21 protein-coding genes are annotated in these 20,994 nt (G+C 63.4%); 16 read left to right on the top strand and 5 right to left on the bottom strand.

Annotation, left to right across the window (positions count from 1 at the left end):
• Positions 1-399: 399 nt before the first annotated feature.
• The 3 genes from OKW39_RS08335 to groL all read left to right on the top strand — a co-directional run bounded on the left by OKW39_RS08335 (position 400) and on the right by groL (position 3,626).
• Positions 400-1,110, top strand: a complete 711-nt coding sequence (locus OKW39_RS08335; protein WP_429562417.1) for an FkbM family methyltransferase — start codon at positions 400-402, stop codon at positions 1,108-1,110.
• A 531-nt stretch (positions 1,111-1,641) separates the two neighbouring features.
• Positions 1,642-1,932 carry a co-chaperone GroES gene (groES, locus tag OKW39_RS08330; RefSeq protein WP_008923887.1) on the top strand — a complete coding sequence of 97 codons (291 nt, stop codon included), beginning with the start codon at positions 1,642-1,644 and terminating at the stop codon, positions 1,930-1,932.
• A gap of 53 nt (positions 1,933-1,985) precedes the next feature.
• The gene (gene groL / locus OKW39_RS08325) at positions 1,986-3,626 is read left to right on the top strand and encodes a chaperonin GroEL (RefSeq protein ID WP_184062186.1); all 1,641 of its coding nucleotides are present in this window, start codon (positions 1,986-1,988) and stop codon (positions 3,624-3,626) included.
• A 205-nt stretch (positions 3,627-3,831) separates the two neighbouring features.
• On the opposite strand, the gene cysC is transcribed toward groL, so the two are convergent.
• Positions 3,832-4,470 carry an adenylyl-sulfate kinase gene (gene cysC, locus OKW39_RS08320; RefSeq protein WP_429562416.1) on the bottom strand — a complete coding sequence of 213 codons (639 nt, stop codon included), beginning with the start codon at positions 4,468-4,470 and terminating at the stop codon, positions 3,832-3,834.
• A 26-nt stretch (positions 4,471-4,496) separates the two neighbouring features.
• On the bottom strand, positions 4,497-5,516 hold the full coding sequence (locus tag OKW39_RS08315; RefSeq protein ID WP_429562415.1) for a chondroitin 4-O-sulfotransferase: 1,020 nt from the start codon (positions 5,514-5,516) through the stop codon (positions 4,497-4,499).
• On the opposite strand from OKW39_RS08315, the gene OKW39_RS08310 reads away from it, so the two are divergent.
• Positions 5,505-5,705 (top strand): hypothetical protein, encoded by a 201-nt coding sequence (locus OKW39_RS08310; RefSeq protein WP_429562414.1) that lies wholly within the window; start codon positions 5,505-5,507, stop codon positions 5,703-5,705. The two genes, OKW39_RS08315 and OKW39_RS08310, sit on opposite strands and share 12 nt — an antisense overlap.
• 308 nt (positions 5,706-6,013) lie before the next feature.
• On the opposite strand, the gene OKW39_RS08305 is transcribed toward OKW39_RS08310, so the two are convergent.
• Entirely contained in the window at positions 6,014-6,877 is an 864-nt protein-coding gene (locus tag OKW39_RS08305; RefSeq protein WP_429335834.1) for a hydroxymethylpyrimidine/phosphomethylpyrimidine kinase, read from the bottom strand.
• Positions 6,878-7,260: 383 nt separating this feature from the next.
• On the opposite strand from OKW39_RS08305, the gene OKW39_RS08300 reads away from it, so the two are divergent.
• The 8 genes from OKW39_RS08300 (at position 7,261) to OKW39_RS08265 (ending at position 14,408) form a co-directional block, all read left to right on the top strand.
• Positions 7,261-7,431 (top strand): rubredoxin, encoded by a 171-nt coding sequence (locus OKW39_RS08300; protein ID WP_006047743.1) that lies wholly within the window; start codon positions 7,261-7,263, stop codon positions 7,429-7,431.
• A gap of 375 nt (positions 7,432-7,806) precedes the next feature.
• Positions 7,807-9,213 (top strand): hypothetical protein, encoded by a 1,407-nt coding sequence (locus OKW39_RS08295; protein WP_184038464.1) that lies wholly within the window; start codon positions 7,807-7,809, stop codon positions 9,211-9,213.
• Positions 9,214-9,521: 308 nt separating this feature from the next.
• Positions 9,522-10,100 (top strand): YqgE/AlgH family protein, encoded by a 579-nt coding sequence (locus OKW39_RS08290; RefSeq protein ID WP_090803272.1) that lies wholly within the window; start codon positions 9,522-9,524, stop codon positions 10,098-10,100.
• A 10-nt stretch (positions 10,101-10,110) separates the two neighbouring features.
• A complete protein-coding gene (gene ruvX, locus OKW39_RS08285) occupies positions 10,111-10,551 on the top strand; it encodes a Holliday junction resolvase RuvX (RefSeq protein WP_429335836.1) in 441 nt (146 codons plus the stop codon).
• On the top strand, positions 10,538-11,077 hold the full coding sequence (pyrR, locus tag OKW39_RS08280) for a bifunctional pyr operon transcriptional regulator/uracil phosphoribosyltransferase PyrR (protein WP_429562413.1): 540 nt from the start codon (positions 10,538-10,540) through the stop codon (positions 11,075-11,077). Before ruvX ends, pyrR begins: the two co-directional genes overlap by 14 nt.
• Positions 11,078-11,145: 68 nt before the next feature.
• A complete protein-coding gene (locus OKW39_RS08275; RefSeq protein ID WP_090803276.1) occupies positions 11,146-12,171 on the top strand; it encodes an aspartate carbamoyltransferase catalytic subunit in 1,026 nt (341 codons plus the stop codon).
• 60 nt (positions 12,172-12,231) lie between these two features.
• Positions 12,232-13,512 (top strand): dihydroorotase, encoded by a 1,281-nt coding sequence (locus tag OKW39_RS08270; protein ID WP_429562412.1) that lies wholly within the window; start codon positions 12,232-12,234, stop codon positions 13,510-13,512.
• 38 nt (positions 13,513-13,550) lie between these two features.
• Positions 13,551-14,408 (top strand): lysophospholipid acyltransferase family protein, encoded by an 858-nt coding sequence (locus tag OKW39_RS08265; protein WP_090803279.1) that lies wholly within the window; start codon positions 13,551-13,553, stop codon positions 14,406-14,408.
• Between the two features lie 54 nt (positions 14,409-14,462).
• Here the strand turns inward: OKW39_RS08265 and OKW39_RS08260 are convergent, their stop codons facing one another.
• Positions 14,463-15,995, bottom strand: coding sequence for a transposase (locus tag OKW39_RS08260; RefSeq protein ID WP_429562411.1), 1,533 nt, complete (start codon positions 15,993-15,995; stop codon positions 14,463-14,465).
• Between the two features lie 84 nt (positions 15,996-16,079).
• Entirely contained in the window at positions 16,080-16,952 is an 873-nt protein-coding gene (locus tag OKW39_RS08255) for a symmetrical bis(5'-nucleosyl)-tetraphosphatase (RefSeq protein WP_429362243.1), read from the bottom strand.
• A gap of 229 nt (positions 16,953-17,181) precedes the next feature.
• Between OKW39_RS08255 and OKW39_RS08250 the strand changes: the two genes are divergently transcribed.
• The 4 genes from OKW39_RS08250 (at position 17,182) to rfbC (ending at position 20,991) form a co-directional block, all read left to right on the top strand.
• Positions 17,182-18,093 (top strand): GDP-mannose 4,6-dehydratase, encoded by a 912-nt coding sequence (locus OKW39_RS08250; protein WP_429562410.1) that lies wholly within the window; start codon positions 17,182-17,184, stop codon positions 18,091-18,093.
• A 396-nt stretch (positions 18,094-18,489) separates the two neighbouring features.
• Positions 18,490-19,551: a dTDP-glucose 4,6-dehydratase gene (rfbB, locus tag OKW39_RS08245; RefSeq protein ID WP_090803281.1), complete on the top strand. Its 1,062-nt coding sequence runs from the start codon at positions 18,490-18,492 to the stop codon at positions 19,549-19,551.
• A gap of 10 nt (positions 19,552-19,561) precedes the next feature.
• Positions 19,562-20,455, top strand: a complete 894-nt coding sequence (gene rfbA, locus OKW39_RS08240; protein WP_429562409.1) for a glucose-1-phosphate thymidylyltransferase RfbA — start codon at positions 19,562-19,564, stop codon at positions 20,453-20,455.
• Entirely contained in the window at positions 20,440-20,991 is a 552-nt protein-coding gene (rfbC, locus tag OKW39_RS08235) for a dTDP-4-dehydrorhamnose 3,5-epimerase (protein WP_429562408.1), read from the top strand. The genes rfbA and rfbC overlap by 16 nt, the downstream gene beginning before the upstream one ends.
• Positions 20,992-20,994 lie beyond the last annotated feature (3 nt).

Raw genomic sequence — 20,994 nt, 5'->3', positions numbered from 1 at the left:
GGCGAGCGAAACTGGCGGATCGTGGCCTGATGCAGAAGGCTTCGCCGGGCTGAATCTCGCGCGGCTGTAGTCGACGACACGCGAACCGACTGGAACCGGAAGCTTTTTGCATCAATCGACGGTTTCGGGCATAAATACACAATATTATGACTTTCGCTTAATGTTCGGCCAACCGTCGAGTAGTCTGCAGATGTAACTCTCAACGACTTTTCGAGCATGTAACTAATTCGCGAATATCGTTTGGTCCGTACTGCGGCACATTTGCGGCGGTAATGAGGCCTGCTATATGTGAATATTAGCTAACGTAATGCCGGACCGGACCGACCGTCTGCTCGGCAAGCTTCCAGATCAAACACTGTTTGACCTTTTGCCGTTATCGTTTCGAAGTGAGGAGCGGTTATGTTGAACCCGAAGACGTTCGGACACTTCCTTTGGCTCGTCCGCAAGACGTGGATAACACGCGGGCCGCGTTTGTACTACTCGCAGTTTGGAGAGGACGCGGTGTTGCGCGAGATAATCAGTCCCCGGTGCAATAAGGGTGTTTATGTCGACGTTGGTGCATACCACCCTGTCAAGTTCTCGAACACACATGCGCTTTACAAGCGTGGTTGGCGCGGCATCAACATAGACATGGATCCGGTGAAAATTGAAGCGTTTTCTCTTGCGCGGTTTGGTGATGTCAATGTACGTGCGGCCGTCTCGAACGAGAAACAGCTCAAGGAAGTCTATAATTTTTCGAACTATGGGTTGACTTCGACCATAGATCCCATAGTGGCTGCGGCCGAAGTCCAGAAGCCTATCTCCGTCCGGACCGTTGAAACCACCACATTGAACGACGTTCTCGAGCACACCCCGTACGCCGATCAGGAAATCGATCTGCTTTCCATTGACGTGGAAGGTCACGATTACGAAGTCTTGCGATCGATTGATATCAGCAGGTATAAACCAAAAATCATTATTGTGGAGTCTACGCTGACTTCGATAAGGGAAGTAATAGCTTCCGCCATATTTCGCTATCTGGAGGAGCGCAATTATCGACTGGTCAGTTGGACATATTTGTCGCTGATCTTCAGAGTGGAAAGATCTCAAATCTTTCGCACTCAGTTATAGCGTTACGGTTCTGCAAGTATCGTCCTTGCAGCTGCTATCAATTTCACAATCCCGCTATCAACGGCCGCTGCAACGGTCCAGATATACTTGGACCGACTGGTGCCTCAGCCGCGAAGCACATTCATGAGCCCCTCGACTTGCCTGAAGGCTGACTATCGTAACGGCCCGCGCTTATGGGGGATTTCCCTGGGTTTGACGTTTCGAGCGGGCGCTCCGCTCCGAAGTCGCTGCCTCGTCATGGCTCGCCTCTTCCTTCACGAAGGGCCGAATCTCAACGCAACACGTCGGTAAATTATTGTTTTCTTAGAGAAAATGCCGAACGGCAGACGTTCCGCACGGGGCGGGTTCAAGCCCGAGCGAATCACGTTTGAGGGTGAGTGAACTTCGACCGCGTTCCCCGCTTCTTGAATTTGTCACTGCCCGTCCATATAATTAGCACTCGCTGCACGAGAGTGCTAACAACATCTCCGGTTGGCTCGGCCAGCCGGGTTTTTCTCAGCGTTCTTCAGTCTCAATCAGAGAGGAGTATGTATGAACCTTCGTCCTTTGCATGATCGCGTGATCGTCAAACGTCTGGATCAGGAAACCAAGACCGCGTCGGGCATCGTGATCCCCGAAGCCGCAGCGGAAAAGCCGGATCAAGGTGAAATCCTCGCAGTCGGCCCGGGCAAGCGCGACGACAAGGGCGCAGCCATTGCGCTCGACGTGAAGGTCGGCGACCGCGTCCTGTTCGGCAAGTACGCAGGCCAGACCGTCAAGGTCGACGGCAACGAACTGCTCGTGATGCGCGAAGAAGACATCATGGCCGTGGTGCAGAAGTAAGCGCAAGGTCGCTACTTCACCGGTTATATCCAAAGTATTCAAGGAGTTAGAAGATGGCAGCTAAAGACGTCGTATTCGGTGATTCCGCCCGTGCCAAGATGGTCGAAGGCGTGAATATTCTCGCCAACGCCGTGAAGGTCACGCTGGGTCCGAAGGGCCGCAACGTGGTTCTCGAGCGCAGCTTCGGCGGCCCGACGGTCACCAAGGACGGTGTGTCGGTCGCGAAAGAGATCGAACTGAAAGACAAGCTCCAGAACATGGGCGCGCAAATGGTCAAGGAAGTCGCTTCCAAGACCAGCGACAACGCAGGCGACGGCACGACGACCGCTACGGTTCTCGCGCAATCGATCGTCCGCGAAGGCATGAAGTACGTCGCATCGGGCATGAACCCGATGGACCTGAAGCGCGGTATCGACAAGGCCGTTACAGCCGCAATCGAAGAACTGCGCAAGATCAGCAAGCCGTGCACGACCAACAAGGAAATCGCCCAGGTTGGCGCGATCTCGGCGAACAGCGATTCGTCGATCGGCGAGCGCATCGCTGAAGCAATGGACAAGGTCGGCAAGGAAGGCGTGATCACCGTCGAAGACGGCAAGTCGCTGCAAGACGAGCTGGACGTCGTCGAAGGTATGCAATTCGACCGCGGCTACCTGTCGCCGTATTTCATCAACAACCCGGACAAGCAAGTCGCCGTGCTCGAGAACCCGTTCGTGCTGCTGCACGACAAGAAGGTGTCGAACATCCGTGACCTGCTGCCGGTGCTCGAGCAAGTCGCGAAGGCTGGCCGTCCGCTGCTGATCATCGCTGAAGACGTCGAAGGCGAAGCGCTCGCAACGCTGGTCGTCAACAACATCCGCGGCATCCTGAAGACCGTTGCCGTCAAGGCTCCGGGCTTCGGCGATCGTCGTAAGGCGATGCTGGAAGACATCGCGATCCTGACCGGCGGTCAGGTCATCGCTGAAGAAACCGGCCTCACGCTCGAGAAGGCAACGCTGGCTGAACTGGGCCAGGCGAAGCGCATCGAAGTGGGCAAGGAAAACACCACGATCATCGACGGCGCTGGCGAAGCAGCGAACATCGAAGCTCGCGTCAAGCAAGTGCGCACGCAGATCGAAGAAGCGACCTCGGACTACGACCGTGAAAAGCTGCAAGAGCGCGTCGCCAAGCTGGCAGGCGGCGTTGCAGTGATCAAGGTCGGTGCTGCGACCGAAGTCGAAATGAAGGAAAAGAAGGCACGTGTCGAAGACGCACTGCACGCAACGCGCGCGGCTGTGGAAGAAGGCATCGTGGCGGGTGGCGGCGTCGCGCTGATCCGTGCACGTACGGCAATCGCTGGCCTGAAGGGCGCTAACGCCGATCAGGACGCAGGTATCAAGATCGTTCTGCGCGCCATGGAAGAGCCGCTGCGCCAGATCGTCGCCAACGGTGGCGAAGAAGCGAGCGTCGTCGTGGCAGCGGTTGCTGCTGGCAAGGGCAACTACGGCTACAACGCAGCGACCGGCGAGTACGTCGACCTGGTCGACGCAGGTGTCGTGGATCCGACGAAGGTGACGCGCACGGCGCTGCAAAACGCCGCTTCGGTTGCTGGCCTGCTGCTGACGACCGACGCAGCTGTCTGCGAACTGCCGAAGGAAGATGCTCCGATGCCTGGCGGCATGCCCGGCGGCATGGGCGGCATGGGCATGGACATGTAATTCCGCTCGGGCCTCGTGGTCCGGCCGCGTGGTTGAACTGCCGCGCGTCTGGATCACGGCCGAGGCCCGGCTGGAAGTCCATGTGGGGAGTGCGCCGCGAGGCGTTTCCCCAAACGAAAAAACCCGCTTATGCGGGTTTTTTTTCGTTTGGGGCCGGCGTTGATGTGCTTGCTGGCGAGCGCTTCCGGACGCCCTTTTGTCCGGATCAGGCGCCCGCGGCGTGAGCCGTGCGATGAGAGGACCTTCCGAGGCACTTTTCGCGCAGGTAGTGGAAGATCTGCGCGACGCTTTGCGCGGGGCTCAGCGTTCCCGTTTCGACGTGCAGGTCGGGATCGATCGGCGCTTCATAGGGCGCTGATACGCCGGTGAACGAGCTGATCTCGCCAGACCTCGCTTTCGCGTAAAGACCTTTGGGATCGCGGCTCGCGCAGGTGGCGAGCGAGGCGGACACATAGGTTTCGACGAACTTGTCGGCTCCGATGATCGCGCGCGCCATTGCCCGATCTTCGCGTAGCGGCGAAATCAGCGCGGAAATCACGATCAGACCCGCGTCGTTCATCAATTGGGCGACGTGCGCGACCCGGCGGATGTTTTCGCGCCGGTCGTCGGGCTCGAATCCAAGGTCGCTCGCCAGACCGTGCCGGATGTTGTCGCCGTCGAGCACATAGCAGGCGTGACCGAGCGCGATCAGCTGCTCTTCGAGCGCAAACGCGAGCGTCGATTTGCCGGCGCCGGACAGGCCGGTCAGCCAGATCGTGGCGGGCATCTGATCGAACATGCGTATGCGGTCCTGCACCGCGATCTTGCCGTGGAAGCGTTGCACGAACTGGGGCGGCTCTTTCATGGATAGGTTCTCTTGGCTCTTCTGGCTCATTCGCAGTGCCAGCCTTGCCGCCACGTGCCGGCGTTGTGCAGGCTTTCGGTGGAATTGGCAATGGTAACGCGAAAGCCTTCCGGAATATCGTTCGGCAGTGGAATCGAAAATCCGCTGTATGCGCTCGGATAGCCGGCGCTCGCCACATCGGGCCGCGGCTCGCCGCTGCAGCCGGTCGCGACGATCTGCGTGCCGACCCGCACCTCGAGCGGTACCTGCCGCTGCGGCTCGCTCAGGTTGACGGCCCAGCCGCACACTACGCCGTCGCGCACCGTGTCGACAAAACCGTCGAACAGGTCGACCGGCGGACGCTGCCGGCTTCGCGCGAACTCCAGATAGGTGTCGATCGGCGCGAGATCGAAGCGGCGGATCACCTCATGCACGCGCGACAGGAATGAGCCGTCGAAGCCGAAAACGGTCGAACTATAGACGTGCGGATTGTCGAGCTGATCGATTTCGGACTGAATCACGCGGACCAATTCGAGCGCATTCGAAAAGACGCTGCCCGTTTCTTTCGCATAAGCTTCCACGATCTGACTTGCGTCGCGGAACAGTTCGTAATCGAGGCTATTGTCCTCGATAAATTTTTGTCTTGTTGCGTCGCTTAAGTGAGCCTTGCCCTTCGCCGTGCCATTGGTGCGATTCGCTTCGAAATAGAACGGCAATTTCATCCCAGTCGAACCGCAAAGCCGCAGTAAGAATTCGCTCATGTCCTCGCAGACGCCGACGGTGCCGATCTGTTCGCGCAAATGGATTCGCGCAACGGCGAGGCTCGTTTGGTTAGCCACTGGCTCGCCGCTCAACATGTGCACGAACAGGTTCTTGCCGCCGAGCGATTCGCTGACCCACTCGTCGAGCGACAGCACACCTTGCTGCGCCAGAGCTTCCGGCGTGGACACACTGACGCCGCGTGTGACCTCGCCGTTCTTGCCGTTCGCCGCATACCAGTAGTGCGAGATCTGGCGCGCGAGCGGATCGCGCAGGATCGTGCAGTAGTTGACCGGATGTTTGATCATCCGATGAATGCCATACGGGAGATGACCGCCGCCTACCTGCGTCTCGAGCAGCTTCGCGCCACAGTTTCCCCAGCCATCCTGATCCCAGACAAAGCTAATGAATTGGTCATTACCTTTATTCAAATCAAAAAACGAAATAACGGTCGAACCGCCGCATTTCGGTGGATGGATGAAGAAGGTGGGAAATGACATGTGGGGACATATGACTTATCGTGATGCGTAAAGTCTAGACAAAAGATGTCATCGGCGTTGTAACGTTTGATTACGCGGTAAAACGTCCGGTTGCATCGCCGACAGCAAGATTCATGCGGCTATGCAAAATAAATTGACTAGGATGCCCGCGAGACGAACTGGGCGCGGCAGTATCGATAGCTACGCGCTAATTACATTGTTCAATTTGGTTAAATCGAATGGAAAGTCGCACCAATCGCGAAAGTCACATTAATGAAAAAACCGGCTGACAGCGGGTTTTTAGTCGATGCCGACGAATGGCGAGGTCAGTGCCGCGCTTCCCCCGGCGCCGCGCCCTTGCCTTGCGCGGGCGGCGTTTCGTCTTCATCGCTGCTGCGCGCCCAGAAGAAGCGATCGGGCATGTACGCCCCCATGCCGGGCCGGAACGCATTGCGCACTGCCTGATACAGATACTCCTGGCTTTCGCGCACCGCTTCCGCGGGCTCCTGGCCGTTGGCGAGAAGCGCGGCGATCGCCGCGCCGAGCGTATCGGTCAGGCCCGTCAACCGATGCGGCGCGCGGTCCCACATGTCCTGACGCAACTGGCCGTCCTCGCTGAAGAGTGTGTTGACGAGCCGATGCGTGCCGGTTTCGGTCGACAGAATGTACTCGCAGCCCTGCGACAGCAGGTGCGAGATCGCCGCGTCGAGGCTCGGCGCCTCCGCGTCGCCGTCGGGCTGCGCGAGCGCGAGCAGCGTCGCCGAGTCGGCGACCAGCAGCGTGGTTTGCGGCGCGAGCAGATCGGCGATCGCTTCGCGCAGTTCGTCGGCGGCGAGCACGTGCTCGTCGTCGAGCGTGAAGTCCGGGGCGAGGATCAGTGGGATGTCGTCGTAGTCGGCGACAACTTCCGCGATCGCGCTGACCACTTCGGCGCGCGTGCACCCGCCGACCTTGAATGCGGCGATCGGCATGTCCTCGAGCAGCATGCGCGCCTGCGTCGCGACGATGTCCGGGTCGAGCCCGGTGACTTCGTCGCAGTTCGCCGAGTCGCGCACGGTATAGCCCGTGAGCACGGAAACGCCGTGGCAGCCCATGCTGGCAAGTGTCAACAGGTCCGCCTGCAGGCCGGAGCCGCCGGTGGGGTCGGAGAGACCGAAGGTGAGGACGATCGGAGGCGTGTCGCTGGGCATGAAAATGGATAAGGAAAGCAGGATTTCGGCGCGCAATGCGCAATCGGCTCAATTATGCGGCCTAAACCGTGGAGAGGGCGTTTTTTCGCGCGGCGGGGATCGCCAGAGGCTGGCTCGCGGCTCGCTGACGCGCGGCCGGCGGGGATTGCTTTGAGGTTGCCACGCTAGCGCCGCGAGCTTGCCGAGGGCGCTCTCTATCGCGCTGCCGGGTGTCCCCACCGCCATGCGGCATGGCGCCGCGAGCGTCGTCCGCACGGCGCGCGGGCGCACCGCCGAAGCCCGCTCCACGCTACGATTGCGAGTTTTCGATTGCTAGGCATGGGGGCGGCAACACGGTACCATCATGGCTCCCGCTTCCACGGACTCAACGACGCGACAAAAGAATGGAATATCAAAGCTGGATGTGCCTGATTTGCGGCTGGATTTACGACGAAGAGGCCGGCTTGCCGGACGAAGGCATTGCGCCGGGCACGCGCTGGGAAGACGTGCCCATCAACTGGACGTGTCCGGAGTGCGGAGCGCGCAAGGAAGACTTCGAAATGGTCCAGATCTGAAGTTCGGCAAGCCGCCGGCGTCAGCCGGCCGGTCGTTCGCGTCGCTTGATCATTGTTCCGGCGGCGCGGTTTGATGGGCTCGTGCGACTCGCCGGAAGTTTCGGCCCCCAAACCGGGTCCCGAGATTCGGTCCCGAACCTGAACCCTGAGCTTCGATCCCGAAAAGTCAGCGGCGTCATCCGCCGCGCAATTGCTGCAATCGCTTGATGCGTCCGGCACGCCCGGCGCCTGTCTGAGCGCGCCGGCGCGGAACATCGCCGGTCGCGTCGTGTCGCAACGGTAGTCTGTCATTGTCCTGTCGCCGGTTCGCGCGGTGGCCGCTCACTCAGCATGCGGCGCGAAGCGACGGCCCCGTCAGCTTCGTGTCGCCTGCCCATGACTCTTCGATCCGCAGCACCCGTTTCCATCGACGCACTGCCGAACCCGCGCGGTGGCGCGGTCCGCCCTGCGGAACTCGCGCTCGCCGAGGCGTCGCTCGCGTTCGAGCAGCGCGACGAGAGCGGTGCCGCGCTGCTGCGCGCGTCGCATGCGTTGCGCACGGCGGGCTGGCTCAGCGCGCAGCGTTTCACCGACGCCCTCGTGCGGCTCTCGCCGCTCGCGAGCGGCGAGCCAGCCGAAGCGGAAAGCGCGCGGCCAGTGTTCGGCGCGGCGCTGCGCGACTTCCGCGCGGCGCTCGAACGTCACAATCTGCGCGAGCTCAGTTGCTCGCCGACGCTGTTCAACCACTACCGCGAGCTGTGTGCGCAACTCATCGAACCCACGCCGGGTTCCGCCGTTGCGTTCGAAGACCTCGCGCTGTGCGCGCGGCCAGTGCCGCCGGCTTCGCTGCACGCGCAATCGGCCGATCAGCTTGCCCATCTGCGGGCGCGCTACGAGCGCGCGTTGCTGCCGGTGCTGCGCTCGCAGGCCGACACAGGCAGCGCGGTGGCGCTTGCGGTCACGAACGCCGCGCTCGACGAGCTCGACGCCGTGTTCACCGAACTCGCCGGCCCCGATCCGTATGACTTCTGGCGGCTCGCGCGCGCCTGCGCGAAGGCGCTGCGCGCGCGTGGCCACGCAATCCGCGATATCGAGGCGCGGCGCTTCTACGCGCGCTGCAACCTGGCGCTCGCCGATCACGCGCGCGGCATCGAGCGCGCGCCGCGTTCGCTGGTGCGCGCGACGCTCGCGCTGCTGTGGCGCGACTACGCGCTGTTCGGCGCGGCCGCGCAAGACGCCGACCAGGTCGAGGTGCTGCACGACTATGGCTTGACCGTCGACTGGCACGTCGCCGGCACGCAGTCGTCGGAAGCGCTGTGGGAGGCGGGCGCGCTCGAGGCGCAGTCGCTGCCGCACACGCGCGATCTCGGCGTGCTGAGCGTCAACGCGAACGCGTACGAAGACTTCCTGCAGACCGCCGACGCGTCCATCGAGGCGCTGGCCGCCCATGCGCGCGCGGCCGATCAGCCGGAAAAAGCCGACCCGAGCGAAGCGCTGCAGGCGGGCGACGCCGCCTACCGGCTCGGCTCGGCCGCCTGCGCGCTCGGTCTCGGTCACGTGGCGCTGCTCGCCGACGCGCTCGGTCTCGCATGGCGGCGGCGTGCGCATGCGAGCGTCGCGACGCCGGCGGTGCGCGCGCACGTGATCGTCGGCGCGCCGCCGGCCGACACGCTCGAGCAGGCCGCCGAGGCCTTGCGTGCGTCGCTGCACAAGGTCGCCGCGGGCGTGGGGCCGGCGGGCGGCAGCTTCACGCAGGCGGCGCTCGCCGCGCTCACGCGTGCGATCGAGCAGGGCGGCGCGTGAAGCGCAAGCCGGGTCGAACCAAACGCGCGACGTGGCGCGCGAATTGCGTCCGCAACGCTTCGACCGACGCGCGCCGAACCCGCTGAAACCCATTGTGACAAGTCATAATCCCGCAACTTCGCGACGCGCGCCGAACGTGCCGTTCTACGCGGTGTTTCGGCGCCTGATCGCGGCATGGCGCAAGTCGCGCGCGTGATAGAGTGCAACTTGATCCGGCGTCGATGGCGCGTCGCGTAGCGTGCAACCCAACGCGTTGCAATGCTCAAAGCAGCCCGCCATGACGCATCGTCTTTGCTAAAATCCGAACTATGTCCAAGAGTACCGATCGCATCAATCTGACCAACCAGTTCCTGATCGCCATGCCGAACATGGCCGATCCGACGTTTTCAGGAACGGTGGTCTACCTTTGCGATCACAGTGAGCGCGGCGCGCTCGGCCTCGTGATCAACCGGCCGACCGATATCGACCTGCAGGCGCTCTTCAATCGCATCGATCTGAAGCTCGAGATCGAACCGCTTCTCCATGTCCCCGTATATTTCGGCGGCCCGGTGCAAACCGAGCGCGGCTTCGTGCTGCACGATCCGAAAGGCGGCAGCGCATACACGTCGTCGATGTCGGTGCCGGGCGGGCTCGAAATGACCACGTCGAAAGACGTGCTCGAGGCCGTCGCGAGCGGCAACGGTCCGGAGCGTTTCCTGCTGACGCTCGGCCACGCCGGCTGGGGCGCGGGTCAGCTCGAAGACGAAATCTCCAAGAACGGCTGGCTCACGGTCGAGGCCGATCCGAAAATCGTTTTCGACGTGCCCGCCGAAGATCGTCTCGAAGCGGCGCTCGCACTGCTCGGCGTGTCGTTGTCGATGCTGTCGGGCGAGGCCGGGCACGCATGAGGGGCCGCGCATGAATCTGCCGGCCGGACGTGAGGCGACGCTGCTTGCGTTCGACTACGGAGAGAAACGCATCGGCGTGGCAGTCGGCAATTCGCTGACGCGCCGCGCGCGGCCGCTCGTCGTCGTGCAAAACCGCAGCAGGGACTACCGCTTCGAAGCGCTCGGCAAGCTGATCGCCGAATGGAAGCCCGATGCGCTGGTGGTCGGCCTGCCGATGCACCCCGACGGCACACCGCACGAGCGCACGCAACTCGCGAAGCGCTTCGGCAACCAGTTGAACGGCCGCTTCAATCTGCCGGTCACGTGGGTGGACGAGCGCTACTCGTCGGTCGAGGCCGAGGCGGAAATCCGCGCCGGCAATGCCCGCGCCGACATGCTCGATGCCGAAGCCGCGAGCATCATCCTCCAGCAATATCTTGACGGACTTTCCGACGATCATGAGTTCCATTGACGCCGAAGCGCTGTATCGCGCGTTGCTCGACCAGATTCGAGCGGCGTATGGCGACCAGCTCGCCGCCACGCACGACGGTGCCGAAGCGGCGGTACTGGCTGGTATCCATAGCGGCGGCGCGTGGCTCGCCGAGCGGCTCGCGCGCGACCTGAAACTGCCGAGCTTCGGCGTGGTGAACGTCGCGCTGCATCGCGACGACTACGCGAAGAAAGGGCTGCACGCGCAAGCAAGCCCGACCTCGCTGCCGTTCGGGGTCGATGGCCGCCGCATCGTGCTGGTCGACGACGTGCTGTACACCGGCCGCACGATTCGCGCGGCGGTCAACGAGCTGTATGACTATGGCCGGCCGGCATCGGTCGAACTCGCGGTGCTCGCCGATCGGGGCGGACGCGAGTTGCCGGTGGCGGCGCGCTTCGTCGGTGGCGTGGTCGACGTACCCGCCGACGCGACGCTCGTGCTGGCCCGTGAAGACGACGGCGCGGGCGGCCAGCGGTTTTCTTTTCACACTGAAGCACGCGTCGATTGAAACGCGCGTGAGCGGCGTGTCGACGCGACCTCGATTACGTTGAAGCCCGTATTTGAAGCAGGTACATCATGAACACCGCCACCCCGGCTCCGCAAGATTCCTCCGCTAGCGCATCCGAGCGCTTCCGCTACGGCTTCCTGAAGGGCAACCCGCAGCTCACGAAGAGCGGCGAGCTCAAACATCTGCTGTCGATCGAGGGGTTGCCGAAGGCCATCGTCAATCACATTCTCGAGACCGCCGACCAGTTCGTCAGCGTGACCGATCGCGAAGTGAAGAAGGTGCCGCTGTTGCGCGGCAAGTCGGTGTTCAACCTGTTCTTCGAAAACTCGACGCGCACGCGTACCACGTTCGAGATCGCGGCCACGCGGCTGTCGGCCGACGTGCTGAATCTGAACATCAACGCGTCGTCGACCAGCAAGGGCGAATCGCTGCTCGACACGATCAACAACCTGTCGGCGATGCACGCGGATCTGTTCGTCGTGCGTCATGCGTCGAGCGGCGCGCCGTTCCTGATCGCGCAGCACTGCGCGCCGCACGTGCACGTGATCAACGCCGGCGACGGCCGTCACGCGCACCCGACGCAGGGTCTGCTCGACATGTACACGATCCGCCACTACAAGAAGGACTTCACGAAGCTGCGCGTGGCGATCGTCGGCGACATCCTGCATTCGCGCGTCGCGCGCTCGGACATTCATGCGCTGACCACGCTCGGCGTGCCCGAAGTGCGCGCGATCGGTCCGCGCACGCTGCTGCCGGGCGGGCTCGAACAGATGGGCGTGCGCGTGTTCCACAACCTCGACGAAGGTCTCAAGGATGTCGACGTGATCATCATGCTGCGCCTGCAGAATGAACGCATGAGCGGCGCGCTGCTGCCGTCGTCGCAGGAGTACTTCAAGAGCTGGGGGCTCACGCCCGAGCGTCTCGCGCTCGCCGCCCCCGATGCGATCGTGATGCACCCCGGCCCGATGAACCGCGGCGTCGAGATCGACTCGCAGGTCGCGGACGGCCCGCAATCGGTGATCCTGAATCAGGTCACGTTCGGTATCGCGGTGCGCATGGCGGTGATGGGGATCGTCGCGGGCAATAACGACTAAGCAACGACTGATCGGGAAGCCGAACGATAGGCTGAACCACAGGTTTAACAAAGGCAGCGCATGAAGATTCATATTCGAGGCGGCACGCTGATCGATCCGGCAGCGGGCACCGAACAGCAGCAGGACATCTTTATCGAGGCGGGCAAGATCGTCGCCTTGGGCAACGCGCCGGCCGGCTTCCAGGCGGAGCGCACGCTCGACGCGCGCGGTCTGTCGATCGCGCCGGGTCTCGTCGACCTGTGCGCGCGTTTGCGCGAGCCGGGCTACGAGCACAAGGCGACGCTAGGCTCGGAAATGGCCGCGGCGCTCGCGGGTGGCGTGACGAGCCTCGTATGTCCGCCGGACACCGATCCGACGCTCGACGAACCGGGCCTCGTCGAAATGCTGAAGTTCCGCGCGCGCAATCAGAACAAGGCGCACGTGTATCCGCTCGGCGCGCTGACGGTCGGTCTCAAGGGGCAGGTCATCACCGAGATGGTCCAGCTGACCGAGGCGGGCTGCGTCGGCTTCTCGCAGGCCGACACGCCGATCGTCGATACCCAGGTGCTGATGCGCGCGCTGCAATACGCGAAGACCTATGATTTCACCGTGTGGCTGCGTCCCGTCGATGCGTATCTGGGCAAGGGCGGCGTCGCCGCGAGCGGCGCGCTGGCGTCGCGGCTCGGGCTGTCGGGCGTGCCGGTGGCGGCTGAGACCATCGCGCTGCATACGATCTTCGAACTCGTGCGCGTGACCGGCGCGCGCGTGCATGTTTCGCATGTGTCGTCGGCGGCGGGCGTGGCGCTCGTGCGCGCGGCGAAGGGCGAGGGCCTGCCGGTGTCGTGCGACGTCACCGTGAACCACGTGCATCTGATCGACCTCGACATCGGTTACTTCGACGCGCAGTTCCGGCTCGATCCGCCGCTGCGCCAGCAGCGCGATCGCGAAGCGATTCGCGCGGGCCTCGTCGACGGTACGATCGATGCGATCTGCTCCGCGCACACGCCGGTCGACGACGACGAAAAGCTGCTGCCGTTCGCCGAAGCGACGCCGGGCGCAACCGGCCTCGAATTGTTCCTGTCGCTGACGGTGAAGTGGGCCGACGAAGCGGGCGTGCCGCTCGCGACCGCGCTCAATCGCATCACCGCGGCGCCGGCGCAGGTGCTCGGCCTCGAAGCGGCTGGCCGCATTGCGCTCGGCGCGGTGGCCGATCTCTGCGTGTTCGACCGTCACGCTTACTGGCGCGTCGAGCCGCGTGCGCTGAAGAGCCAGGGGCACAACACGCCGTTCCTCGGCTACGAGCTGCCGGCACAGGTGCGCGCGACCGTCGTGTCCGGTCAGCTCGCCTACGAACAGCGCTGAGCGGTATCGTTTCGGTCCAGTCAAGGAAAGCTCCGGCCATGAAGCTCGCGTTACGCAAGGTCCGTCTCATCACGCATCTGCTGCACGGCATGTGGACCGTCGCGACGCGCTTTCCGAACGCGAGCGCCGAGCGGCGTCACGCGCTCAATCGCGCGTGGTCGCTGAAGATGCTGCGGCTGTGCGGCATGCGCCTCGTCGTGCATAACGACCCGGTGCGGCTCGATCGTGGCGTGCTCGTCGTCGCCAATCACATCTCGTGGATCGACATCTACGTAATCAACGCGTGGCGGCCGACGCCATTCGTCTCGAAGGCGGAGATCCGGCAATGGCCGGTGGTCGGATGGCTCGCACAGCAGCTCGATACGGTGTTCATCCAGCGCGAGAAGCGCAGCGACGCGAAGCGCATCATGCACGAACTCGCCGCGCGGCTCAGCGCGGGTGAACTGATGTGCGTGTTCCCCGAAGGCACGACGTCGAACGGGCTCGAGTTGCTGCCGTTTCACGCGAACATGTTCCAGGCCGCGGTGTCGGCCGGTGTGCCGGTGCAGCCGCTGTGCATCATGTACGAGGACGCGCAGGGCCGGCAGTCGACGGCACCCGCATATATCGACGACGTGTCGTTGTCCGACTCGCTCGACATGCTGTTGCGTGGCGGTCCGCTGACCGCCCACGTATATGTTGGCGCACCGCTCGCGCCGGACGCGGACCGGCGGGTGCTCGCGGCGCAGGCTCAGCAGGTGGTGGCGAACGCGTTGCGGGACATGCAGGCCGGCAACGCAGTGGCGGGGACGGTCGCGCAAGAGGGCGACGTTGTAGATGCTGCGTCGTCGAGCGACGCCGCTGAGACGGCGCAAACGCTGATCGAGCCCGTCGATCAGCCGCACCGCTCGGTCTAAGCGGGGGCGCTGCCGGGCAGCGTCGCCGTCTTCTGTTTAGCCTAAAAACGGCGATCACCCCGAGGCAACAAGCAGATCATGAGTAATCCGAGGCAATTTCGAAGGGACGATCTGTGCGCAGATGTAGCGCAGCAGCGCGCGCCAGCGATCGAGTTTCGGTGATTGCTCCGCGAGCTGTCTGACATGCTGCAGTGCCTTGCGGATATTGCCCACCAGCGCACGGATGGTCTGCGTCATCGCATGCAACGGCGTGAGATAGAGCCGGGTGCCGCCAGCGTGGCTGGCGCTCGTACCGACGGCGGCCAGCAGCAGCGGCCGGCTCGTCACCGCTTCGAGCCGACCTTGCGGATGAGCGGCGCGGCAGTACCACGACCACCAGTTGTAGACCAGCGCGCCGATCCGGGCCGTCGTCTGGCAGCGCGTGATGTCCTGCGTCGTGAAGCCGCCCAGGCCCCACTGGTTCTTCAGTTCGTCGAAGCCGTTCTCGCAATCGCCGCGGTCGCGGTACAACTGCGCGATCGAGTCCAGCGGATACGGTGCGTTGGTGACGAGGATCGTGTACTCCCACATCTGATGGGCGTCGAGCACCGCCACGTCGGCGATCGGCAGCCGAAGCTGTTGCTGATCCTTGCGCGGCGCGTTCACCACGTCGTCACGAATCCGGCGGCGCACGACGACCACGCGGCGTGTGCGCGACCAGCCGTCCAGCCGCAGTTCGCTTTCGATCGCCTGGCATCCCTGGGCATCCGCCTGCCCCCAGCTGCTGCGCCCCGCCAGCCGGGTAATCAGACGCTTCGCATTCCTGGTCTGGCGCAAACGAAGCAGGTAGGGCTGCGCCCGTTGCTCCAGCACGGCCAGAACACCTTCGTTTCCATAGCCGCAGTCGCCTCGTACCAGCACCGGGCGACACCCATCCAGTTCGTCGAGCAGTCGACCGAGCCCCTCCCTGGCGTGCAGCGACGCATGCTGGTTGCCCGGGCTCACCTGCACGTCCAGCACCAGCCGCAGGGTGCTGACCCAGAAGGTGTGCAGCACGTGGCTCGGACGCCCCGGCTTGTGCGGGTTGTAGCCCAGTTCCGCGCCTTCCTGACGTCCGTACAGCGGCTTGATGCTCGCGTCGATGTCCATGATCCACGGCGTCGCGAGCGCCTCGCGTACGCTGTTCATCAGCGCCGGGCGCATCCACGCCTCGCTGGCCACCGCATCGATCTGCAACAGCGAGCGTCGCACGGTGTCCTCGCTGACGGTGCGCTTCATACCCAGCGCCTGCGCCGCTACCGCGTCACCGCGCAGTGCCGTCACGTGAGCATAGCGGCGGTGGCCAGCAAGGACCGCGAGCACCAGCGTGCCCAGCACGTCACGTTTGTCCGACGTATTGCCGCCGCGATGCACGAGCGGACAAGCATCGACCCACGCATCGAACACGCCGGCGGTCGCGAGAAACTCGGCAAAGAACACCAGCTGGCCGTTTGGCGTCGCGTGCGCGGCCTCGTCCCAATGCACGTGCATGCGCCCGCCCATCGTGTCGACAATCATCGGTTCGGCGTCCGGTGCCGCCGCAATATCCCGGTCTGTCTTTTCACCCATCGGGTGAGTTTGCCAGACTTCCGAAGACCGTTGCCCGCATTGCCTTGGCGCCTGATTTCAAACCTTCAACTGCCGTTTCTAGGTTTAGTTGCCCCCGCGCGGCACGCCGCGCGAATCGCAATCGACTTGCGTCAACGTCCGCTCAGCCGGGTTTTTCGCGAGCCGTACCGCCGACAGCTTCTGCCCCCACACGCAACCCGAGTCGAGGCCGATCAGGTTGTCGCGCAACATCAGGCCGAGCGCGGCCCAATGACCGAACACGACGGTCACGTCGGCGGTCTGGCGCGACGGCACGTCGAACCACGGCATGCAGCCGCTCGGCGTGGATGCGAGCGTGCCGCTGCTGCTGAAATCCATCACGCCATCGGCGCTGCAAAAGCGCATGCGCGTCAACGCGCTGCACGTGACGCGCAGCCGCTCGATACCCTTCAGGCCCGGCTTCCAGCGGTTCGGTTCATTGCCGTACAAGCCGGCAAGCGTCTCTTTCCAGTTCGGCGCACGCAGCGCGCGTTGCAACTCGTCGGCGAGTTCGAGCGTCAGCGTCGCATCCCATTGCGGCAGCACGCCCGCATGCACCATCAGCATGCCGTTGTCGAAATGCGCGAGCGGGCGGTGGCGTATCCACTCGAGCAGATCGGCGGCATCGGGCGCGGCGAGGATCTCTTCGATCGTGTCGCCTTTCTTCGACTTGCGAATCCCCGCCGACACCGACAGCAGATGCAGATCGTGATTGCCGAGCACCGGCACCGCGCGCTCGCCGAACGCGATCACGTCGCGCAAGGTGTCGAGCGAGTCGGGGCCGCGGTTGATCAGATCGCCGGCGAACCACAGCGGTGTGCCGTCCGGCGGCGCGGCTTTGGCGAGCAGTCGCTGAAACGGTGCGCGGCAGCCTTGCAGATCGCCGAAAGCAAGAGGGACGAGGGGAGCGGAGGTACTGGAAGCGTTGAGGGGTGTCATCGAGGAAATCAAGGCGATTCGATACGCGCGGTGCTGCACGACGCGTGCCACGCTGGGCAGAGCAGCAAGATAGCGTGACATAATAGCCCGTTTGGGGTTCGGGTATCGCGCGATCACGTTGCGGGACGCGGGTGGAACACCGCCGTAACACGGCACGGCGGCAGCCACGCATGGACCGCGCGCGATTCCAATACAACAACAGGATGACTCTCTCGTGAACGAAGCCAGCATGTCGTCTTCCGCGGCGAAGCAATCATTTCGCACGCTCGTCACCGGTGCGAACGGTTTTACCGGCCGCTATCTGGTCGAGAAGCTGACCGGGCGCGGCCATACCGTGATCGAAGCGGTGTCCGGCCGCGACGAGCCCGACACGCCGGCACGCGTCAAACTCGACATCACCTCACCGGAAGACTGCCGGCGCGTGCTCGACACCGTGCGGCCCGATTTCATCGTGCATCTGGCCGCGATCAGCTTCGTGGGGCACAACGATCCGCTCGACTTTTATCGCGTCAACGTGATCGGCACGCAGAACCTGCTCGAAGCCTGTGCCGCGATTGGCCATGTGCCGCGCAAGCTGCTGATCGCAAGCAGCGCGAACGTGTACGGCAACGTCAGCAGCGCCGCGATCGACGAGAGCTTCCCGCTTATGCCGGTCAATCATTACGCGGCCAGCAAAGCGGCCATGGAAGCGCTGGTGCGCACATGGTTCGACCGCCTGCCGATCCTGATCGTGCGGCCGTTCAACTACACCGGCCGCGGCCAGGCGGTGAACTTCCTCGTGCCGAAGATCGTCAGCCACTTCGCGCGGCGCGCGGCATCGATCGAACTCGGCAATATCGACATCGCGCGCGACTTCTCTGACGTGCGTTATGTGGCGAGCGCGTACGAGGCGTTGCTCGACTCCAATGTCGCCGCCGAAATCGTCAACGTCTGCACCGGCGCGCCGTATTCGTTGCGTGAAATCCTCACGACCGCGAGCGAACTCACCGGTCACGACATCGAAGTCCGGGTCAATCCCGCCTTTGTCCGGCAAACGGACGTCAAGATGCTTGCCGGTTCGCCCGCCAAATTGCACTCGCTGGTGCCGGCGGTCGAGTCGATCCCTTTCATCGATACGCTGCGCTGGATGCTCGCGGCCTGAGCGCGCTCGCGCGAGCAACCGCCTGACGGTCTGCACCGAAGGGCCGCGTTTGCGGCCTTTCATGACGCTTTCGCCGTTCTTCTTCATTTTCCACTCTTTCCGCGCCGCGCCGCACAGTATGTGGTGCACATCATCACAGGCGCCAAAATGCGCGTAACCGCACCGAAAAAGCCCCTTTTTCCAGACCCACGGCAACGAATTCTGTCAAGCTGTTTCAAGTTGTTAGGGTTCTAGTTTTTGCACTCGGCGGCTTTATAATTGGGGGTTCATAAAATTGGCGTCTGAGTGTCCACTCTCCGGGGAACGCGACGGACGACCAGAGAAACGGACACCCACGCGGGGTGAACAGGTCGCAAGCTCTTCGCCGCCTGTCACTAACATCGACAAGGGAATTACATGATCCTGGTAACGGGCGGTGCCGGCTTTATCGGCGCTAATTTCGTGCTCGACTGGCTGAATGCGTCGGACGAAGCGGTGCTCAACGTAGACAAACTGACCTACGCCGGCAACCTGGGGACGCTGAAGTCGCTACAGGGCAATCCCAAACACATTTTCGCGCGCGTCGACATTTGCGATCGCGCCGCGCTCGATTCGCTATTGGCCGAGCACAAGCCGCGCGCCGTGCTGCATTTCGCGGCCGAGAGCCATGTGGATCGCTCGATCCACGGTCCGGCCGATTTCGTGCAAACCAACGTCGTCGGCACCTTCACGCTGCTCGAAGCGACGCGCAGCTACTGGAATACGCTGGGCGTTGCGGAGCGCGCCGCGTTTCGCTTCCTGCACGTGTCGACCGACGAAGTGTTCGGCTCGCTGTCGGCAACCGATCCGCAGTTCTCCGAAACTACGCCTTATGCGCCGAATAGCCCCTATTCGGCGACCAAGGCCGGTTCGGATCACCTCGTGCGCGCCTACCACCACACGTACGGCCTGCCGGTGCTGACCACCAACTGCTCGAACAACTACGGCCCGTACCAGTTCCCCGAGAAGCTGATTCCGCTGATGATCGCCAACGCGCTCGGCGGCAAGCCGCTGCCCGTGTATGGCGACGGGCAGAACGTGCGCGACTGGCTGTACGTCGGCGACCACTGCAGCGCGATCCGTGAAGTGCTCGCGCGCGGCACGCCGGGCGAGACGTACAACGTCGGCGGCTGGAACGAGAAGAAGAATCTCGAGGTCGTGCACACGCTGTGCGACCTGCTCGACCAGCAGCGCCCGAAGGCGGCCGGCTCGTATCGCGACCAGATCACCTATGTGAAAGATCGTCCGGGTCACGACCGCCGTTACGCGATCGACGCGCGCAAGCTCGAGCGCGAACTCGGCTGGAAGCCGGCGGAAACGTTCGAGACGGGGCTCGCCAAAACGGTCCAGTGGTATCTCGACAACCAGCAATGGGTCGACGAAGTCGCTTCGGGCGAATACCGGAAGTGGGTCGAGACCAACTACGCGCAGCGCGCGTAAAGGCACGGCAATGGCGCGCAAAGGCATTATTCTCGCGGGCGGCTCGGGCACCCGCCTGTATCCGATCACGCACGTCGTCTCCAAGCAGCTGCTGCCGGTGTACGACAAGCCGATGATCTACTACCCGCTGTCCACGCTGATGGTGGCGGGTATTCGCGACGTGCTGATCATCTCCACGCCGCAGGACACGCCGCGCTTCGAGGCGATGCTCGGTGACGGCAGCCAGTGGGGCATGAACATCCAGTACGCGGTGCAGCCGTCGCCGGATGGACTCGCGCAGGCCTTCATCATCGGCCGCGAGTTCGTGAACAATGATCCGTCGGCGTTGATTCTCGGCGACAACATCTTCTACGGCCACGATCTCGCGAAGCAACTCGAACGCGCCGACGATCAGACCGACGGCGCCACCGTGTTCGCGTATCACGTGCAGGACCCGGAACGCTACGGCGTGGTCGAATTCGACCAGCAGTTCCGCGCGTTGTCGATCGAGGAAAAGCCCGCCAGGCCGCGTTCGAACTACGCGGTCACGGGTCTGTACTTCTACGACAAGGAGGTCTGCGACATCGCCGCGGACATCAAGCCGTCGCCGCGCGGCGAGCTCGAAATCACCGACGTGAACTCGCGCTACCTCGCGAACGCGGCGCTCAACGTCGAGATCATGGGCCGCGGTTATGCGTGGCTCGACACCGGCACGCACGATTCGCTGATCGAAGCCGCGACCTTCATCGCAACGCTGCAAAAGCGCCAGGGTCTGGTGGTCGCGTGTCCGGAAGAGATCGCGTACCGGCGTCAGTGGATCGACGGCGAGCAGTTGCTCGCGCTCGCCAAACCGCTCGCGAAGAATGCCTACGGGCAATACCTGCAAAACATTCTCACGGATCACGTCGCATGGCCATCCAGGTAACCGCAACCTCGCTGCCCGAAGTCAAGATCATCGAGCCGAAGGTGTTCGGCGATGCGCGCGGCTTCTTTTTCGAAAGCTTCAATGCGCTCGAATTCGCCGAGAAGGTCGAGCCGGGCGTCGAGTTCGTGCAGGACAATCACTCGCGTTCGGCCAAGGGTGTGCTGCGCGGTCTGCACTATCAGATCCAGCATGCGCAGGGCAAGCTTGTGCGCGTGGTCGAGGGCGAGGTGTTCGACGTCGCCGTCGACATCCGCAAGAGCTCGCCGAACTTCGGCAAGTGGGTCGGCGTGACGCTGTCGGTCGAGAACCATCGGCAGCTGTGGGTGCCGCCCGGTTTCGCGCACGGCTTCGTCGTGCTGTCGGAGTCCGCGCAGTTCCTCTACAAGACCACGGATTATTGGTTCCCAGAGCACGAGCGCAGCATCGTGTGGAACGATCCGGCGATCGGAATCGAATGGCCGGTCGACGTCGAGCCGCTGCTCGCGGCCAAGGATGCGGCGGGCAAGCGTCTCGCCGACGCCGAAGTCTACGCATAAGGG

This window comes from Paraburkholderia sp. MM6662-R1, assembly GCF_050436245.1.
GTDB classification, from domain to species: domain Bacteria; phylum Pseudomonadota; class Gammaproteobacteria; order Burkholderiales; family Burkholderiaceae; genus Paraburkholderia; species Paraburkholderia tuberum.
The sequence above is the reverse complement of the archived record's forward strand: the minus strand, read 5'-3'. Positions and strand labels throughout refer to the sequence as shown.

Bases quoted from the DNA above. Each gene is read 5' to 3' on its own strand.
- OKW39_RS08315 (WP_429562415.1), bottom strand. From the start codon at position 5,516: ATGATCAAACATCCGGTCAACTACTGCACGATCCTGCGCGATCCGCTC.
- OKW39_RS08270 (WP_429562412.1), top strand. From the start codon at position 12,232: ATGAAGATTCATATTCGAGGCGGCACGCTGATCGATCCGGCAGCGGGC.
- OKW39_RS08275 (WP_090803276.1), top strand. From the start codon at position 11,146: ATGAACACCGCCACCCCGGCTCCGCAAGATTCCTCCGCTAGCGCATCC.
- OKW39_RS08265 (WP_090803279.1), top strand. From the start codon at position 13,551: ATGAAGCTCGCGTTACGCAAGGTCCGTCTCATCACGCATCTGCTGCAC.
- rfbA (WP_429562409.1), top strand. From the start codon at position 19,562: ATGGCGCGCAAAGGCATTATTCTCGCGGGCGGCTCGGGCACCCGCCTG.
- OKW39_RS08300 (WP_006047743.1), top strand. From the start codon at position 7,261: ATGGAATATCAAAGCTGGATGTGCCTGATTTGCGGCTGGATTTACGAC.
- rfbB (WP_090803281.1), top strand. From the start codon at position 18,490: ATGATCCTGGTAACGGGCGGTGCCGGCTTTATCGGCGCTAATTTCGTG.
- groES (WP_008923887.1), top strand. From the start codon at position 1,642: ATGAACCTTCGTCCTTTGCATGATCGCGTGATCGTCAAACGTCTGGAT.
- OKW39_RS08310 (WP_429562414.1), top strand. From the start codon at position 5,505: ATGTTTGATCATCCGATGAATGCCATACGGGAGATGACCGCCGCCTAC.
- groL (WP_184062186.1), top strand. From the start codon at position 1,986: ATGGCAGCTAAAGACGTCGTATTCGGTGATTCCGCCCGTGCCAAGATG.
- OKW39_RS08290 (WP_090803272.1), top strand. From the start codon at position 9,522: ATGTCCAAGAGTACCGATCGCATCAATCTGACCAACCAGTTCCTGATC.
- OKW39_RS08250 (WP_429562410.1), top strand. From the start codon at position 17,182: ATGTCGTCTTCCGCGGCGAAGCAATCATTTCGCACGCTCGTCACCGGT.
- OKW39_RS08305 (WP_429335834.1), bottom strand. From the start codon at position 6,877: ATGCCCAGCGACACGCCTCCGATCGTCCTCACCTTCGGTCTCTCCGAC.
- OKW39_RS08255 (WP_429362243.1), bottom strand. From the start codon at position 16,952: ATGACACCCCTCAACGCTTCCAGTACCTCCGCTCCCCTCGTCCCTCTT.
- OKW39_RS08335 (WP_429562417.1), top strand. From the start codon at position 400: ATGTTGAACCCGAAGACGTTCGGACACTTCCTTTGGCTCGTCCGCAAG.
- OKW39_RS08295 (WP_184038464.1), top strand. From the start codon at position 7,807: ATGACTCTTCGATCCGCAGCACCCGTTTCCATCGACGCACTGCCGAAC.
- rfbC (WP_429562408.1), top strand. From the start codon at position 20,440: ATGGCCATCCAGGTAACCGCAACCTCGCTGCCCGAAGTCAAGATCATC.
- ruvX (WP_429335836.1), top strand. From the start codon at position 10,111: ATGAATCTGCCGGCCGGACGTGAGGCGACGCTGCTTGCGTTCGACTAC.
- pyrR (WP_429562413.1), top strand. From the start codon at position 10,538: ATGAGTTCCATTGACGCCGAAGCGCTGTATCGCGCGTTGCTCGACCAG.
- cysC (WP_429562416.1), bottom strand. From the start codon at position 4,470: ATGAAAGAGCCGCCCCAGTTCGTGCAACGCTTCCACGGCAAGATCGCG.
- OKW39_RS08260 (WP_429562411.1), bottom strand. From the start codon at position 15,995: ATGGGTGAAAAGACAGACCGGGATATTGCGGCGGCACCGGACGCCGAA.